This window comes from Streptomyces sp. NPDC006208, assembly GCF_040613775.1.
Taxonomy (GTDB): domain Bacteria; phylum Actinomycetota; class Actinomycetes; order Streptomycetales; family Streptomycetaceae; genus Streptomyces.
In genome coordinates this window covers 42874-57771 of the sequence record NZ_JBEXSW010000016.1, presented here as the reverse complement: position 1 = coordinate 57771, position 14898 = coordinate 42874, and the positions used below count along the sequence as shown (strand labels likewise).

Below are 14898 nucleotides of genomic sequence, written 5' to 3'. Positions count from 1 at the left end.
CGTCAGTCCGGTGTTCAGTCGCGCTCGAGGCCCTCACGCCACAGGACGGTCACCGGTTTGCCGAGATCGCGGGCGTAGCGGACGATATCGCCGGTTCCGCCGTGGCCGCGGGCGGGGCGTCCGTCCCAGACTGCGAGAAGCCGGTCGCAACGGTCCGCGATATAGGCGCCGGCCGCGTAGTACGCCTCGTCGGTCGAGGTGGGGAAGGACAGCTGGATCTCCCGGGTGGCCAGGCTCTTCAGCCGTCGGTAGTGGGCAAGCTCGTCGGGCCGCACGAAGCCCCGCTCGTAGTCGCCGCTGGGGATCACCACGGTCAGCTCCGCGCCGCAGGCCAGTGCGACATCGGCGAAGAGCTGGTCGGCGCCGACCGCCAGGGAGGACAGCGCCTCCAGCGAGCCCCGATGGCCGCAGAGCGCGGCATGCATACCGGCCCGGATGTGAGCCAGTGCCTCAGGCGGGATACCCCGGTGGCCGGTCACTCCAATGCGTTTCACGAAGCCTGCAACCCCCGTCACTGCGACGTCCACGCCTCCTGACATCCTCTCAAACAGGGGCGGAACGTCGAAGCCCCCGTCCGGCATGCAGTGCATGCGGACGGGGACTCGACCGGCTCGGTTGTCTGCGTCGGCGTCAGTAGACGCTCACTCCATAGGCGCTCAGTGCCTCGGTGACCGGCTGGAAGAACGTCGTGCCGCCCGAGGAGCAGTTGCCGCTGCCGCCCGAGGTCAGACCGATCGCCCGGCTGCCGGAGTAGAGCGGGCCGCCGCTGTCGCCTGGTTCGGCGCACACGTTGGTGCGGATCATGCCGTAGACGACGTCACCGCCACCGTAGTTCACGGTCGCGTTCAGGCCTGTGACGGAGCCGCTGCGGGTGCCGGTGGTGGAGCCGCGGCGGGTGACGGACATGCCGACGGTCGCGTTGGCGGCGCTGGTGATGTCGACGCTTCCGACGGAACCCGGGTGCGACAGCGAGGTGTTGGTGTAGCGGACGATGCCGTAGTCGTTGCCCGGGAAGCTGGAGCCGGCGGTGGGTCCGATGCTCGTGGTGCGTGACGAGTTGGTGTACCAGGTGCCCGCACCGTCGGTGCAGTGGCCTGCGGTCAGGAAGTAGTAGGTGCTGCCGCTGCGGACGTTGAAGCCGAGGGAGCAGCGCCAGCTGGTGGCGTAGACGGCGTCGCCGCCCGAGATGAGCTTGGAGAAGGTGCCGGGCGTGCGCTCGATGCGCAGGGCTCCGGCGTTGCTGCCCGCCTCGCTCCTGATCCTGGCGATCTCGGCCTTGGAGACGGTGCTGTCGGCCGTGACGACCAGGGTGTCCGTGGCCTGGTCGATGTGCCAGGCGGTGCCTGCGACATCCGCTTCGAGCACGGCGTCGCTCGCGGCAGTGAGCTGGTTCGCGCTGAAAGTCTGTGTTGGGTCGGCGGTGGCGGTGGCGGTGGGGACGGCCAGTGCTGCGGCTGCGATCAGGCCGGTGGACGCGGCAAGCAGACGGATGCGTCTGGAGCTGCCGCTGCGGGGGATGGTGCGCTTGATCCTCACTTTTCGTTCCTCCCGAGGGGAATGGGGGCCCGTTCGTGGGGTTCGGGGCCCGTGAGGCGCAGCCAGGACGTACGGACACCATCCGGTCATTCCGCTTTCCGGACAGGCCATACCCCTGACAAGCGCTGCTCGGGAGTATTCGTGCCGTCAACTTGCCGCACAAGGGGTCTTTTCGGCCGCTCGGCACATGCATGCCACAGGGCCCCGGCGGCCTCTTCGGCGACCGGGGCTGTGCATGCGTCTCGGTGTTCGTCCGCCCCCTAGGACGGATCAGCGTCCCGTGCGGTTCCGTTCGCCGGCCGGGACCGCGACGGGCAGTGTGTTCCCGGGCGTCGGGAAGGGGCAGATGAAGTGGCCCGCGAAGACGCACGGCGGCAGGAGCGCGGCTGAGTCGACGCTCACCGAGCCCTCCGGTGACGGCGCGGCCGGCCGCAGAAACCGGAAGCGGTGGCTGCTGTCACCGCTGGTCGCGTCGGCGAAGGCCGCCCACAGCGATCCGTCGCCCCGACCGGCGCCTTGAGCGTGCGCTCCTCGCCGTCGAGGTCGAAGACGATCTCCCCGCAAAGGCCGAGACCTCGCTCGCGGCCCTCGGTGTTCTCGACCCGGATGCTGTGGTCCCGCTCGTCGGCCCGGAAGTGTCCCTGCACTGCCCGGCGAAGTCGTACCGTGCCGCCTCGATGCCCCGGAAGGCCGTGCGAGCCTGCCTGCGGGTCGAAGTCGCGCACTGCCCACAGGTCGTCGCGGCACAGCACGACCAGTCGGCGCTCGCCGTGGGAGACGCGGTTTCCGGGGACCGGCGCATGGTCGGCGGTGAGGCGGATCCGGCAGGTGAGCGGCTTGCCGTCGACGGTGAGAGGTTCGCGTCGGTGGCGCTGAGCCCCCCTCGTCACCGTCCTCGGTCCAGGTTCCCGGGACGGCCGGAATTGCCCTTCCGGGCGGTCGGCAAGCCTGGGAGCACCTCCGACCGAAGGCAGGGGAAGGGTCCCGGTGAGGGACAGCGGGCCGTACGGACCCGGGATCATGGCGAGTGCCTGTTCCACTTGGGCCATGCATGCGCAGCAGTGGCTGGGCACCCGCTCCCCCATCGACTTCGGTCGCGTGTGGTCCTCGTCGTGTCGAGCTGATCCGACGGCATTCTCGCGCATGTCTCCCGCAGACATGCCGGACGTGCCCGTCCACTCCCCCGCGCCGCTCGCGCGCGGCTGCGCAGATCTCCCGCTTCCCGCTTGTCGCCTTCACGCACACAACACCGTGCCGCCCCCTCGCCGCACCCGTCGTTCCCTCCTCCGAGTGAGCCACCTGGAGACTTCACGCCCCTCATGTTCAGGACACGCCGTACCACCGGCTCGCACCGAGGCGGGAGCGCGAGCCGGCCGGGACCAGGTGACCCGGTCCCCAGAGGTCCGACGCCCCGTCAGCAGCCGTCGCAGGGGCAGCAGCAGTCGCAGTTCGGACCGCAGTCGCAGTCGCACTTGTGGCAGCAGCCCTCGCGCTTCTTGCGGGACCAGGGGCCCTCGTACTCCTTGGCGCAGCAGATGCGGCAGGTGCAGAAGAGCCCGGTGAAGACCGCGCAGCCTGCCCAGAAACCGCGCGGCTTCGGTGTCGGCGGCTCGCCACCGAACTGCGGGGGCAGGCCGCCGCCGGGACCGCCCGGGCCGCCCGGCATCCCACCGCCGTAGGGGTTGTTGGAGCCGTAGGGTCCGCCGCCGGGGTAAGCCCCGCCCTGGCCGTACGGGTTGCCCTGGCCGCCGTACGGGTTGCCGCCCTGCCCGGGCTGCGGGCCGTACCCCTGGTGCGAGCAGGTGGTCGAGCCGAAGGCACGGTTCACCGAGGTCCGGAGCTCGTGCGCGAGCAGTACGTGCGCCAGTTTGCCGTCCACGAAGTCCGCGTCCCGCAGCGCCAGCCGGATGCCGTGCACCGCGTCGTCCGCGAGGCGGCGCGCCTCGGCGAGCGACGTGCCGGTCGCCGTGAGCGGGTTCCACGCTCCCGACGCGGCGTCAGCCTCCTTGTCCTCGACGGCATCCAGCAGATGCGCAAGCCGCCCGAAGAGCCGGCCGGCCTCGGCGAGGGGTGCCACGTTCTGCGGACGGCCGGCGAGCACTGCGGTGTGCGCGAAGGCGGCCGCCGTGGCCGTCTCGGTCGGCTCGGTCACCGTCAGCAGGGAGGTCCCCGGGCCGGCCAGCGTCTCGATCCCTGCCTGCCGGTCGACCGCGTCCACAAGCACCGCCGTGTCGAAGCCGAGCTCCGCGCCGGTACGCGCACCCGCCCGGTCCCAGCCGGAGGCTATCCGGCGGGCGGCAGCGGCCACCGGCCTGCGGGCCAACACGCCGTCCCGGTCGGCGACGTGGTCCCGCACCTTCGCCGAGGCCAGCACCAGCGACACGGCGGCCGCCAGGCGCGCCCCCTCGCCGCGGGCGACGGGCGCGGTGCGCATGGCGCGCAGCGGGCAGGGCCCGGCGGTGCGCCGCTGTGCCGTGGTGCGCTCGGTCTGAGCCTCCGTCAGAACCGAGACGATCAGGCCGTCGTAGTTGGTGACGATCCGGGCGAACTGGCCGTGGTCGGCGCGAAGTGCGAGACACAGGCCGCACAGATGGGCCATCCACTCGGTCTTCAGCCCGTCGCCGAGCCTGTGCGTGCAGGGTCTGACGATTCCGAACACGACGCCCCCCGAGGGTCGATCGACAGTGCGGCACGCATCGTATCGAGTGATCCGTTCACCCATACGCCCCCGGACTCACCCGTCCGGCCCGACTTATATATTTTGATCCCCTCACGCCCCCTACGCAGGAAGAACATTGACGAATCGCCACATCTTCTGCACCAGTACCGTCACGAATCCCCTGCGCGGCGACTATCCACTTGGCGCGCGATCCGCATTATGGACGACCATAGGGGTGCGGAACGACAGAGACCGCAGTGAGACCACTGCAGCAGCGGAAGGAGGCGTCCATGGGTTCGGTACGCAAGGCGAGCGCCTGGCTGGGACTCGTCGAGGACAACGACGGGCGTTACTACGACGACGAGTACGCCGGGGATGCTGACACAGGTGACGCATGGGTCACCGACCCCAGGGTGCGCGTGGCCTCCGAATCCGCCCAGGAACAGGGCCGACGGATCGCCACCATCTCCCCGGACGGATTCCGGGACGCGCGCGGCATCGGCGAGCTGTTCCGGGACGGCGTTCCCGTCATCGTGAATCTGACCTCGATGGAGGCGGCCGACGCCAAGCGCGTGGTCGACTTCGCCGCCGGGCTGGCCTTCGGGCTGCGCGGCTCGATCGAGCGCGTGGCCACCCGCGTGTTCCTGCTGACCCCCGCCGACACCGAGATCGTCAGCGGGGAGTCCGCGGGGCGCGTGCAGGACGGTTTCTTCAACCAGAGCTGAGCGTGGGGGCACTCCCCCAGACTTCGTCCGGGGGCACCCCCTCCCAGCGGTGGCCGGGGGAGCTCTCGCCGGCCGAACCGGGACCTACCGGAACGCGTCCAGGCCGGTGAGCGCCTTGCCCAGCACCAGCTGGTGCATCTCGACCGTGCCCTCGTAGGTGAGCACCGACTCGAGGTTGGTCGCATGGCGCATCACGGGGTATTCGAGGGAGATGCCGTTCGCGCCGAGGATGGTGCGCGAGGTGCGGCAGATCTCGATGGCCTCGCGCACGTTGTTGAGCTTCCCGAAGCTGACCTGTTCGGGCCGCAGCGTCCCGGCATCCATACGCCTGCCCAGGTGGTGGGCGAGCAGAATGCCCTTGTGCAGCTCGACGGCCATGTCGGCGAGCTTGGCCTGGGTGAGCTGGAAGCCGCCGATCGGCCTGCCGAACTGCTCGCGTGTCCGGGCGTACGCCACCGCCGCATCGAAGCTGGAGCGCGCGGCGCCCATCGCGCCCCAGACGATCCCGTAGCGGGCATGGCTGAGGCAGCCGAGCGGTCCGCGCAGTCCGGTGACCTCCGGCAGCACCGCGTCGGCGGGCAGTCGTACCTCGTCCATGACCAGTTCGCTGGTCACGCTGGCCCGCAGCGACCACTTGTGCTTGATCTCGGGCGCGGAGAACCCGGCGCTGTCGGTGGGAACCACGAAGCCGCGGATGCCGTCGTCGGTCTGCGCCCAGACGACGGCGACGCCGGCGACCGAACCGTTGGTGATCCACATCTTGCGGCCGGTCAGCACCCAGTCGGCGCCGTCCTTCTTGGCGTAGGTACGCATGGCCGCGGGGTCGGAGCCGACATCGGGCTCGGTCAGGCCGAAGCAGCCGATGATCTCGCCGGCCGCCATGCCGGGCAGCCAGCGCTGCTTCTGCTCCTCGGAGCCGTACCGGTGGATCGCGTACATGGCGAGCGAGCCCTGCACGGACACCAGCGAACGGATGCCGGAGTCGGCGGCCTCGAGCTCCAGGCAGGCCAGTCCGTACTGGACGGCGGTGGCCCCGGCACAGCCGTAACCCTCGAGCGACATGCCGAGCGCGCCGATCGAGCCGAGCTCCCGGGCCAGCTCCCGGATGCCGGGCAGCTCGCCGCGCTCGTACCAGTCGGCGATGTACGGCAGGACGCGGTCGGCGGCCCAGGTGCGCACAGTGTCGCGGATCGCGATGTCCTCGGCATCGAGCAGATCGTCGATGCCGAGCGGATCGCCGGCGTCGAAGGGCGGCAGCTTCGAGGGTGCGGACATGGTCTGGCCTCCGGCGGCTCTCACACAGCGGAACACGAACACACGACGGACGAAAACTAGCAGTGCTAGTTGCGGCTGACGTTACGGCTCAGTGTGCCGTGCGTCCAGACCCCGCCGCCTCCGCCGGCTCACGGCCGGCCGGGATCGAGACCTCGGGCAGCCGCTGCCGCGGGCACTTGTCGACCGCCGACTCCATCATGCGCGGCAGCTTGAGCGCCGCCAGGGCACCGACGAGCAGCAGCCCGGCGCTGACCAGCAGCGTGACATGCAGACCGTGGACGAAGGAGTGGCGGGCCGTGGTCCGCAGCGCGTGTCCCGCCGGCCCGCCCAGCGTGTCGGCGATTTGGTAGGCCTCCCCCAGGGAGTGCGCGGCAGCGGCACTCGCCCGGTCCGGCACTCCGGACAGGGCGGTGACCGCCGGCGCGTACGCGGCGTTCATCACGCTTCCCAGCAGTGCGATGCCCATGCCCGCGCCGAGCTGGTACGAGGTCTCGCCGATTGCGGCCGCTCCGCCCGCCTGGTGGGCCGGGGCCTCGCTGAGCATCGACTCGTACGCGCCGAACAAGGTGGTCTGCAGTCCGAAGCCGAGCAGTACGAACGCTGCGGTGAGCAGCCAGGGCCGGTCGTGCTGGCCCATCACGGTCAGCAGCAGCACGGAGGCCGCGGTCAGGACGAAGCCCCAGCCGACCATCCGGCGCGGGCCGACGCGGTGCAGTGTGTACGAGCCGGTGGCGCCGGCGGCCATCGCGGCGAAGGTGAGCGGCAGCAGCCGCAGGCCGGTCTCCAGCGGGCTGAGCCCGAGGACCAGTTGCAGGTACTGGACGGCTATGAGCTCCAGGCCGACGAGGGCGAGCATCGCGAGGATGATGCAGCCGACGGAAGAGGAGAACGCGGCTCTGGTGAACATCTGCATGTCGATCAGCGGGTGTTCGCGGCGGCGCTGACGCCGTACGAACACCGCCAGCAGGGCGGCACCGGCCAGCAAGGGACCGAGGGTGCCGGCGTCGAGCACCTGGTCGCCGGCGCCGAGGCGCTTGACTCCGAGAACGACTCCGAGCACACCGGCCGCGGCCATCAGCGCGCCGAGTACGTCCCACGGTCCATCCGCCGAGCCCCTGGACTCGGGCAGCAGCCAGCGGCCGACGGGGAGGATCAGAGCCATCAGCGGGATGTTGATCAGGAAGACCGAGCCCCACCAGAAGTGCTCGACCAGAAAGCCGCCGAGCACCGGTCCGGTCGCGGCTCCGATCGCGGCGACCGCGGTCCAGATGCCGATGGCCATGGCCCGCTCACGGCGGTCCGGGAAGACGTCGCGCAGTATCGACAGCGTCGCGGGCATGATCATGGCGCCGCCGACGCCGAGCAGGGCGCGCGCGCCTATCAGCACCTCGGGCGTGGGCGCGAAGGCGGCGACCGCGGAGGCCGCGCCGAAGAGGCCGTAGCCGATCAGCAGCACCCGGCGACGGCCGACCCGGTCGCCCAGCGTGCCGAAGAGGATCAGCAGGGAGGCACAGATCAGCGGATAGGCGTCCACGACCCACAACAGCTCGACACCGCTGGGTCGCAGATCCTCGGTGACGGCGGGAACGGCGACATGCAGCACGGTCGCGTCGAGGGCGACGAACAGCAGACTGACGCAGAGGACGACGAGGACGACCCAGCGGTTGGCACCGCCGCCGGCGGCACGCAGGCGTGCTCCGGCCGTGGTCGTCACGGACATGTACGTACCTCCCAGTGAGTCCCTCGCACTCGGCGGGCCAGCGCCGGGGACGGTATTTGCTTGTCGTCCCGGTGGGCGGCCCGGCGTCGACGCGCGAGCGAGCCGCCAGCGTACGCGAGTTCGGGCGTGTGATGCGTGGTCGATCTCTCACCTGGGCGGATGCCCTGGTGTGGCGTACGACACTCCCCGCGCGGGCGAAGCGGATCTTGGCGGGCCCTGAACAACGGGGAAATTCCGCACGGTGCACCGGTGAACCATTTCGAACCCGAGATAAGAACGTGACAGGAAGACCGTCCGATAAATAGGGAACAGGGTCACCTGCTTTTCCTGACGGACCGTGAATAGAACCGGCCCTGAGACATACTCCACATCACATCGGCATCACAAAGCCCGTGGATCGGCCGGTCCGCTCACTCACTCGCTGTAACGTCGATTAGGTGCGTACCGACATCTTTGCCCGGCTGGACCGGGAGCCGGAACCGCCGAAGATAGAGATCCCGCGGATGAGCCGCACCCGTCTCGCCCTCTTCGGCGGGACGTCGGCGTTCTATCTCGCCATCGTCGTCGCCGTTCTGGCCTCGACCTGGCTGGTGGCCCTCGACTGGAAGCTCATGCTCTTCCGGCCGTACGAGCAGTGGCCCGAACAGCACGCGCTCCTCGACTACTACGTGGTGCTCGGCCAGCGCGGCCCGACCGCCGTGATGGTGGCGGCCTGGCTGGGCTGGCGCTCCTGGCGCCAGCACACGCTGCGGCCGCTGCTGGTGCTCGGCGCTGCCCTGCTGCTGCTCAATGCGACCGTCGGAGCGGTCAAGATCGGTCTGGGCCGGCTCGGCCCTCACTACGCGACGCAGATCGGCTCTGCCGAGCTCTTCGCGGGCGGCGATATATTTCCGTCCGGACACACCGCCAATGCGGTGGTGACCTGGGGAATCCTGGCCTATCTGGCCACCACCCCGCGGGCTCGCCGCTATCTGTCGGCACTGTCGGCCGTGGTCTCGCTCGGTGTGGGTCTGACCACCGTGTATCTCGGTACGCACTGGCTGAGCGATGTGCTGCTCGGCTGGGCCGCCGGTCTGCTGATCATGCTCGCGCTGCCCTGGTGCGAGCCGCTCATCGGCCGTGCGGAGGCCTGGATCCTGGCACTGCGCGACCAGTGGCGTGCACGCGGTCGGCTCACTCCCTCCCTGCCCGTCGCGGCGGGCGGTCTGCGGCCGGCGATATTCCCTCAGCGCGACCCGCACAGCAGTGATCCGTCCCGCGAGCCGGTGGCCACGGTCGGCCACACCCGGCCCGGGCCGGCAGGCAGGACGAGCGGCCACCTCACCCAGCCACGGCCGCATGCGATCCGCTCGGAGCGCGCGCCCATCACCCCGTCGGGCAGCCGCAGACCACCGCACTCGCGGCCGGTCGCGGGCGGCTGATCCGGCCCTGCGTCCCTGCTGTATGTGACAGGCCCCGGCACTTCGGTGCCGGGGCCTGTCACATACAGCAGGGACTGTCAGCCCTTCCAGCAGCGGATCACCGTGCCGTCCACGACCTCGAAGTTGAGCCGGCCGACCATGTACTCCATGGTGATGATCGCGCCCTTCGGCAGCGATCTGACGGATGTCCAGCCGCGCTCACGGGCCAGCAGTTCGGCGGCCTGCGCCCCGAGGCCGACATACGAATCGGGGGCATCCTGGGGTTCTTGGGAGGAAGACGGTATGGGTGCCATGCACCCACGGTAGGCGGCAGCGGACGGTGACGGAAGGCGGATCACCAGCTTGCTCAGCAGCCACAAGTACCCCAGCTGTCACGCTTCTGTCACAGGATCTCGACACCTGTTCAACGCGGGCCTGTTCACCCGAACGGGCAGTTCAGCGACGTTCGTACGGTAATTCGGCGAGGCCTCGGCGCAGGCCGGAATTACCGTTGCGGAATTGTCTCGGACACCGGAAGCAGGATGAATTGGAGCACCGTCAGAAATTCACCGCTTCCTTACACGATCCCCCCGACCCGAAGATGCCCGGGGCGTTGACTGCGAGGGGACGGCGATGAGTACACGGACGGCCGAGCCGGTCGCGGAGGCACCGTCGCACCGGCTGGGCAGGGTGATCGTCGACTGGCTGACCACGACCGATCACAAGAAGATCGGGCATCTGTATCTGGTCACCTCGTTCGGCTTCTTCCTGATCGCCGGGGTGCTGGCCATGGTGATGCGGGCGGAGCTGGCCCGCCCCGGACTGCAGCTGATCAGCAACGACCAGTACAACCAGGCGTTCACGCTGCACGGCACGATCATGCTGCTGCTGTTCGCGACGCCCACCTTCGCGGGCTTCGCGAACGAGCTGGTGCCACTGCAGATCGGTTCGCCCGACGTGGCCTTCCCCCGGCTGAACATGCTCTCGTACTGGCTGTTCCTCTTCGGCGGCCTGATCGTGCTGGGCTCGCTGGCCGTGCCCAGCGGCCCGGCGAGCTTCGGCTGGTTCGCCTACGCGCCGCTCAACTCCCTGGACCGCTCGCCCGGCATCGGCGCCGACCTGTGGATCATGGGCCTGGCACTCGCCGGCTTCGGAACCATCCTCGGCTCGGTGAACTTCCTGACCACCATCCTCGCCCTGCGCGCCCCCGGCATGACCATGTTCCGACTGCCGATCTTCACCTGGAACGTGCTGTTCACAACCATCCTGGTGCTGATCGCGTTCCCGGTGCTGGCGGCGGCACTGCTGGTGCTGGAGTCCGACCGGCAGTTCGGGTCGGTGGTGTTCCAGGCCCAGAACGGTGGTGCGCTGCTGTGGCAGCACCTGTTCTGGTTCTTCGGCCATCCCGAGGTCTACATCATCGCGCTGCCGTTCTTCGGCATCATCAGCGAGATCATCCCGGTCTTCTCCCGCAAGCCGATCTTCGGCTACCTCACGCTGGTGGGGGCCACGATGGCCATCACGGGTCTGTCGGCGGTGGTGTGGGCGCACCATATGTTCGCCACGGGCTCGGTGCTGCTGCCGTTCTTCTCCTTCATGTCCTTCCTGATCGCGGTTCCGACCGGAGTGAAGTTCTTCAACTGGACCGGCACGATGCTCAACGGATCACTGAGCTTCGAGACCCCGATGCTCTGGGCGGTCGGCTTTCTGGTCTCGTTCCTGTTCGGCGGGCTCACCGGGGTCATCCTGGCGTCACCGCCGATGGACTTCCATGTCACCGACTCGTACTTCGTGGTGGGCCACTTCCACTACGTCGTCTTCGGCACCGTCGTCTTCGCGATGTTCGCCGGTTTCTCCTTCTGGTGGCCCAAGTTCACCGGGAAGATGCTCGACGAGCGCCTCGGCAGGATCCATTTCTGGACGCTGTTCCTGGGATTCCACATGACGTTCCTCGTCCAGCACTGGCTGGGCGCGGAGGGCATGCCCCGGCGGTACGCGGACTATCTGGCTGCCGACGGCTTCACGGCCCTCAACACCTTCTCCACCATCGGCTCCTTCCTGCTGGGCGCGTCGACGCTGCCGTTCCTCTACAACGTCTGGAAGACGGCCAGGTACGGCAGGAAGGTGGAGGTGGACGACCCGTGGGGGTTCGGGCGTTCGCTGGAGTGGGCGACCTCCTGCCCGCCGCCGCGCCACAATTTCACGGCGCTGCCCCGGATCCGCTCCGAGTCGCCCGCCTTCGATCTGCACCACCCCTCCTTCGCCGCCGAGCGCCCGGCCGTGCCGGAGGCCCCGCACGACGACATCAGCCGGCGGGGGCCAGAGCCCGGGACAACCGGTCCCGGATCGCTGTGATGTGCTCGGTCAGCTCCTGCGGTTCGACCACCTCGAAGTCGACGCCCATGAGCATGATGTGGATGACCAGGACGTCCAGGCTCGCGGCTCCCGTGCGCAGCAGGCAGCAGGTGTCGTCGACCGGCTCCAGCACTCCGTCGGACGGGCCGATCGTCTGTGCGGCCCGCTCGGCGGAGGTGTGCAGCCGGATGACGGCCTGGGCCGCGTACGCCCGTGTGGACACGCCCCGGGAGACATAGGCGGCAAGGTCCTCGGCCGGCGGGGTGCGCGGCGCGAACCGCGGGCCGTGCGGCGGCTTCGGTGTGATCCGGTCCGCCCGGAACGTACGCCAGTCCGAGCGGTCCACGTCCCACGCGACGAGATACCAGCGGCGTTCGGTGCACACCAGCCGGTGCGGCTCGACGGTCCGGCGAGTGGTGCTGCCGCCGTGGTCGCGGTACTCGAAGCGCAGCCGCTCGCTGTCCCGGCAGGCGTTGGCGAGCTCGGTGAGCACGGATGCGTCGAGCTGTCCTTGGGGCGTGCGGAACATGGGCACGGTGAAGGTGTTGAGGGCGCTGACCCGGCGGCGCAGCCGGTGCGGCAGGACCTGCTCCAGTTTGGCGAGGGCCCGTACCGAGGTCTCGCCGATGCCCTCGATGCCCTGGCCTGCGGCTGTGCGCAGCCCGACGGCGACCGCGACCGCCTCGTCGTCGTCGAGCAGCAGCGGCGGCAGTTCGGCACCCGCGCCGAGCTGATAGCCGCCGCCCGTACCGGGGCTGGCGTTGACCGGGTAGCCGAGTTCGCGCAGCCGGTCGACGTCCCGCCGTACGGTGCGCGGGGTGACTTTGAGGCGTTCGGCCAGTTCGGCGCCGGACCATTCGCGGTGGGCCTGCAGAAGGGACAGCAGGCGCAGCAGACGTGCCGAGGTTTCCAACATGCGGCGAGTCTGCCAGCCGTCGAGGACAGTATCTGTCCTCGACGGTCGGCGGAATTCCGCGCTGCCTGCGGACGGTCAGCCGGCCGCCGTGAGCCGCACGCACAGGTCGTTGTCCCCGGTGTAGCAGGGCGCGGCGCGGTAGCTGTCCGTCGTCTGCTTGGGGTAGACGAAGATGCCCTTCTTGTCCCATATGTCGTCGAGGATGCGGGAGATCCGTATCCCGTCGGCGTCCCGGGCAGGGCGCAGCCACAGCTCCCACAGCTGTTCCTTGCCCGGTGGCGTGTCGGAGATCGGCGCATACGGCAGGGTGAACCCGAAGGCGCGGCCCTCGCCGGTGACCGGCACCTCGTGCACCCGGCCGCCGGAGCTCAGCCGGGCCTCGGCCACGGCACCCTCGCCCAGCTCGGTTCCGTACAGCAGGCCCTCGACGGACATCGTGCCCGCCTCCGGCGCGAGCCCGATCGCGCCGGCCTCGGCGTGCGGGGCGCGCACCCAGCAGCGCACCGCGAGCCGGCCGTCCGTCGTCGGGTACGGGACACGCACGGCGATGCGGTCGGTCCCGTCCCCGGGTGTCTGGTCGACGATCGCCCGCAGATCACGGATGCCGGGCTCGAGGGCCACGCCGTCGTCGGTGCGGGCGTCCCAGCGGCCTTCGGCGAGTTCGACCGTGCTCGGCAGCACGGCACGGGAGACGCCGCCGCCCAGAGGGGTCAGCGGAAGGCGCAGTTCGTCCTCGGGGGCCTTGCCGCCGCCCCTCCGCTTCAGCACGAGCGCCGCCTGGGGCGTATCGGCTCCCACCACGTCGAAGGTGATGCCGCCTGCGGCATCCGCGATGCAGTCGGCCCGCGGCACGGGCCGCAGGGTGGACGTGGTCATGAGCTCTTCTTCCGTTTGCGGATCACATCCGCGGCAACATAACGCAGGGAGTAGGCGGCGTCATAGAGTGCGCTTCGGCACCTGTGGAACGCGTCACGTGCGGCGCTCACCGAGCGGCCGCCCTCGCCGCGGGCGACGAGTTCGGTGAACAGCGCGAGGTGACGCCCCGCGATCCGCGCGGGATCGAAACGCGCGGAGGACGCCAGAGCGGCCTGGCCGGTGCGGCGGCGCAGATCATCGTCGTCGATCAGTGCCAGCAGCGCGTCCGCGAACCCGTCGACGTCGCCGACCGGCACGAGCCGGCCGTCCGCGCCGTCGTCGATGATCTCGCCGGGGCCGTGCGGGCAGTCGGTGGACACGACCGGGAGGCCGCAGCGCATCGCTTCCACGATGGTCATGCCGAACGACTCGAGGTTCGAGGTGACCACGCCGATCGACCCCTTGACCCACTCGGGCTCCAGCGGGTTCGCCGTACCCATCAGAAAGACATGGTTGTGCAGGCCACGCTCCTCGATGAGCCCGCGCAGCGCGTTCTTCTCGTTTCCGGTCGCGTCCCCGCTTCCGTAGATGCGCAGCCGCCAGTCCGGGCGGGCGGCAACGACCTTGGAGAACGCCTCGATCAGCACGTCGTACCGCTTCACCTTGGTGAGCCGGCCGGCCGCGACGACCCACGTGGCACTCAGGTCCGCCGGCGCCACGCCCGGCGCTGGGACGCTGTTGGGCACCGCCTCGATCCGTACGCCGGGCAGCTTCAGCCGCTCGCGGTAGCACCGGGCGTCCGCCTCGGTGACCGTGGTGACGGCGTCGAGCACGCGGTAGCGGTGCCCGATCTCGCGGCGCAGCCGGTAGCCGTGGCTGTCCAGGGTCAGATGTTCCTGGCCGATCCGGACGGGGCCGCGCCGGGTCTGGCGGGCGACATGGACATTGAGGCCGGGCCGGGTGCCGACGACCACATCGGCCTCGACCGAGGCGAGGTGGGCGCCGATCCGGGCGTCGGTGAGCCGGCTGTACTGCTTGTGCCGGCCGTCCCCGCGAGGAAACACCTTGGCCGGTGCCTTGGCCAGCGGGTCGTCGCCGTCGTAGCCGGAGCTGTTCTTCCGCAGATCGACGAGATGCTTCATCGTGACGCCGGCCGGTGCCCCCATGGCGGGTTCGTCACGATGACGGAAGACCGAGACGATCTCGACTTCGTGGTCCTGCGCCAGCGCGCGAGCGAGATTGAACGTCGTCCGAATCGTCCCGCCTATGCCGTAGGCATTGTGCAGCAGAAATGAAATACGCATGGCGTCGCCGCGTTCCCCCTGGTCCTGGTCGTTTCCCACAGGACTCTACTAAGGCGGGTAGCAGTTCCCTGGGATGCAGTGCGGCAGGGACGCGTCGCGGCACCCCGAGGCTCCGCGCCATGGGTGCGGCGGCGGCGCACGTACGCCCCGGGC

At 69.8% G+C, this 14898-nt stretch carries 14 protein-coding genes; 3 read left to right on the top strand and 11 right to left on the bottom strand.

Annotation, left to right across the window (positions count from 1 at the left end):
* Window positions 1-14: 14 nt before the first annotated feature.
* The 5 genes from ABZ208_RS15365 to ABZ208_RS15345 all read right to left on the bottom strand — a co-directional run bounded on the left by ABZ208_RS15365 (window position 15) and on the right by ABZ208_RS15345 (window position 4195).
* Entirely contained in the window at window positions 15-494 is a 480-nt protein-coding gene (locus ABZ208_RS15365) for a hypothetical protein (protein WP_356909966.1), read from the bottom strand.
* A 136-nt stretch (window positions 495-630) separates the two neighbouring features.
* On the bottom strand, window positions 631-1536 hold the full coding sequence (locus ABZ208_RS15360) for a S1 family peptidase (protein WP_356909965.1): 906 nt from the start codon (window positions 1534-1536) through the stop codon (window positions 631-633).
* Window positions 1537-1806: 270 nt separating this feature from the next.
* Window positions 1807-2028 (bottom strand): DUF1684 domain-containing protein, encoded by a 222-nt coding sequence (locus tag ABZ208_RS15355; protein WP_356910055.1) that lies wholly within the window; start codon window positions 2026-2028, stop codon window positions 1807-1809.
* The gene (locus ABZ208_RS15350; RefSeq protein WP_356910064.1) at window positions 1935-2426 is read right to left on the bottom strand and encodes a hypothetical protein; all 492 of its coding nucleotides are present in this window, start codon (window positions 2424-2426) and stop codon (window positions 1935-1937) included. The genes ABZ208_RS15355 and ABZ208_RS15350 overlap by 94 nt, the downstream gene beginning before the upstream one ends.
* Before the next feature lie 524 nt (window positions 2427-2950).
* Entirely contained in the window at window positions 2951-4195 is a 1245-nt protein-coding gene (locus tag ABZ208_RS15345) for a DUF5685 family protein (RefSeq protein WP_356909964.1), read from the bottom strand.
* A 290-nt stretch (window positions 4196-4485) separates the two neighbouring features.
* On the opposite strand from ABZ208_RS15345, the gene sepF reads away from it, so the two are divergent.
* Window positions 4486-4920: a cell division protein SepF gene (sepF, locus tag ABZ208_RS15340; protein ID WP_328402318.1), complete on the top strand. Its 435-nt coding sequence runs from the start codon at window positions 4486-4488 to the stop codon at window positions 4918-4920.
* A gap of 84 nt (window positions 4921-5004) precedes the next feature.
* Here sepF and ABZ208_RS15335 read toward each other — a convergent pair whose 3' ends face one another.
* Window positions 5005-6195, bottom strand: coding sequence for an acyl-CoA dehydrogenase family protein (locus ABZ208_RS15335; RefSeq protein WP_356909963.1), 1191 nt, complete (start codon window positions 6193-6195; stop codon window positions 5005-5007).
* Between the two features lie 88 nt (window positions 6196-6283).
* Window positions 6284-7915 carry an MFS transporter gene (locus ABZ208_RS15330; RefSeq protein WP_356909962.1) on the bottom strand — a complete coding sequence of 544 codons (1632 nt, stop codon included), beginning with the start codon at window positions 7913-7915 and terminating at the stop codon, window positions 6284-6286.
* 437 nt (window positions 7916-8352) lie between these two features.
* On the opposite strand from ABZ208_RS15330, the gene ABZ208_RS15325 reads away from it, so the two are divergent.
* Window positions 8353-9336, top strand: a complete 984-nt coding sequence (locus ABZ208_RS15325; protein WP_356909961.1) for a phosphatase PAP2 family protein — start codon at window positions 8353-8355, stop codon at window positions 9334-9336.
* A 77-nt stretch (window positions 9337-9413) separates the two neighbouring features.
* Here the strand turns inward: ABZ208_RS15325 and ABZ208_RS15320 are convergent, their stop codons facing one another.
* Window positions 9414-9629 (bottom strand): proteinase inhibitor I78, encoded by a 216-nt coding sequence (locus ABZ208_RS15320; RefSeq protein ID WP_328402310.1) that lies wholly within the window; start codon window positions 9627-9629, stop codon window positions 9414-9416.
* A 319-nt stretch (window positions 9630-9948) separates the two neighbouring features.
* On the opposite strand from ABZ208_RS15320, the gene ctaD reads away from it, so the two are divergent.
* Window positions 9949-11670: a cytochrome c oxidase subunit I gene (ctaD, locus tag ABZ208_RS15315; RefSeq protein ID WP_356909960.1), complete on the top strand. Its 1722-nt coding sequence runs from the start codon at window positions 9949-9951 to the stop codon at window positions 11668-11670.
* Here ctaD and ABZ208_RS15310 read toward each other — a convergent pair.
* The 3 genes from ABZ208_RS15310 to ABZ208_RS15300 all read right to left on the bottom strand — a co-directional run bounded on the left by ABZ208_RS15310 (window position 11621) and on the right by ABZ208_RS15300 (window position 14745).
* On the bottom strand, window positions 11621-12586 hold the full coding sequence (locus tag ABZ208_RS15310) for a YafY family protein (protein ID WP_356909959.1): 966 nt from the start codon (window positions 12584-12586) through the stop codon (window positions 11621-11623). The genes ctaD and ABZ208_RS15310 overlap by 50 nt on opposite strands.
* Window positions 12587-12661: 75 nt before the next feature.
* Window positions 12662-13462 carry a hypothetical protein gene (locus ABZ208_RS15305; RefSeq protein WP_356909958.1) on the bottom strand — a complete coding sequence of 267 codons (801 nt, stop codon included), beginning with the start codon at window positions 13460-13462 and terminating at the stop codon, window positions 12662-12664.
* On the bottom strand, window positions 13459-14745 hold the full coding sequence (locus ABZ208_RS15300; protein ID WP_356909957.1) for a glycosyltransferase: 1287 nt from the start codon (window positions 14743-14745) through the stop codon (window positions 13459-13461). The genes ABZ208_RS15305 and ABZ208_RS15300 overlap by 4 nt, the downstream gene beginning before the upstream one ends.
* Window positions 14746-14898 lie beyond the last annotated feature (153 nt).

Excerpts from the sequence above, each read along its gene's own strand:
- sepF (WP_328402318.1), top strand. The coding sequence starts at position 4,486 with ATGGGTTCGGTACGCAAGGCGAGCGCCTGGCTGGGACTCGTCGAGGAC.
- ABZ208_RS15335 (WP_356909963.1), bottom strand. The coding sequence starts at position 6,195 with ATGTCCGCACCCTCGAAGCTGCCGCCCTTCGACGCCGGCGATCCGCTC.
- ABZ208_RS15330 (WP_356909962.1), bottom strand. The coding sequence starts at position 7,915 with ATGTCCGTGACGACCACGGCCGGAGCACGCCTGCGTGCCGCCGGCGGC.
- ABZ208_RS15320 (WP_328402310.1), bottom strand. The coding sequence starts at position 9,629 with ATGGCACCCATACCGTCTTCCTCCCAAGAACCCCAGGATGCCCCCGAT.
- ctaD (WP_356909960.1), top strand. The coding sequence starts at position 9,949 with ATGAGTACACGGACGGCCGAGCCGGTCGCGGAGGCACCGTCGCACCGG.
- ABZ208_RS15310 (WP_356909959.1), bottom strand. The coding sequence starts at position 12,586 with ATGTTGGAAACCTCGGCACGTCTGCTGCGCCTGCTGTCCCTTCTGCAG.
- ABZ208_RS15305 (WP_356909958.1), bottom strand. The coding sequence starts at position 13,462 with ATGACCACGTCCACCCTGCGGCCCGTGCCGCGGGCCGACTGCATCGCG.
- ABZ208_RS15300 (WP_356909957.1), bottom strand. The coding sequence starts at position 14,745 with ATGCGTATTTCATTTCTGCTGCACAATGCCTACGGCATAGGCGGGACG.